At 65.6% G+C, this 276-nt stretch carries 1 pseudogene; it reads right to left on the reverse strand.

From position 1 onward, the window contains the following. Positions 1 to 276: pseudogene (locus tag FVA95_RS29755) on the reverse strand (penicillin-binding protein); the annotation flags it as partial.

Consider the following 276-nt stretch of genomic DNA (forward strand, 5'->3'; position numbering starts at 1 on the left):
GCGCTAACACCTTGAATGACGAGCCGGTCTGCAGGCCGGCCTGCGCGAAATCGAAGCCCAGCGCGTTGGATCCGCCGTAGTAGGCCTTGACCGCACCGGTGCGCGGATCGATCGAGACCGCGGCCGAGCGCATGTCGGGGTCCTGCCCGTCGAGGTACTTCGACACCGCCTTCTCCGCGGCCTGCTGTGCCTGCGGGTCGATCGTGGTGGTGACCTGCAGACCCTGGGTGTTGAGGGTCTGCTCGTCGATGTTGAACAGCTCGAGCAGTTCCTTGG

The organism is Pseudonocardia sp. EV170527-09 (genome assembly GCF_008369905.1).
GTDB lineage: Bacteria > Actinomycetota > Actinomycetes > Mycobacteriales > Pseudonocardiaceae > Pseudonocardia.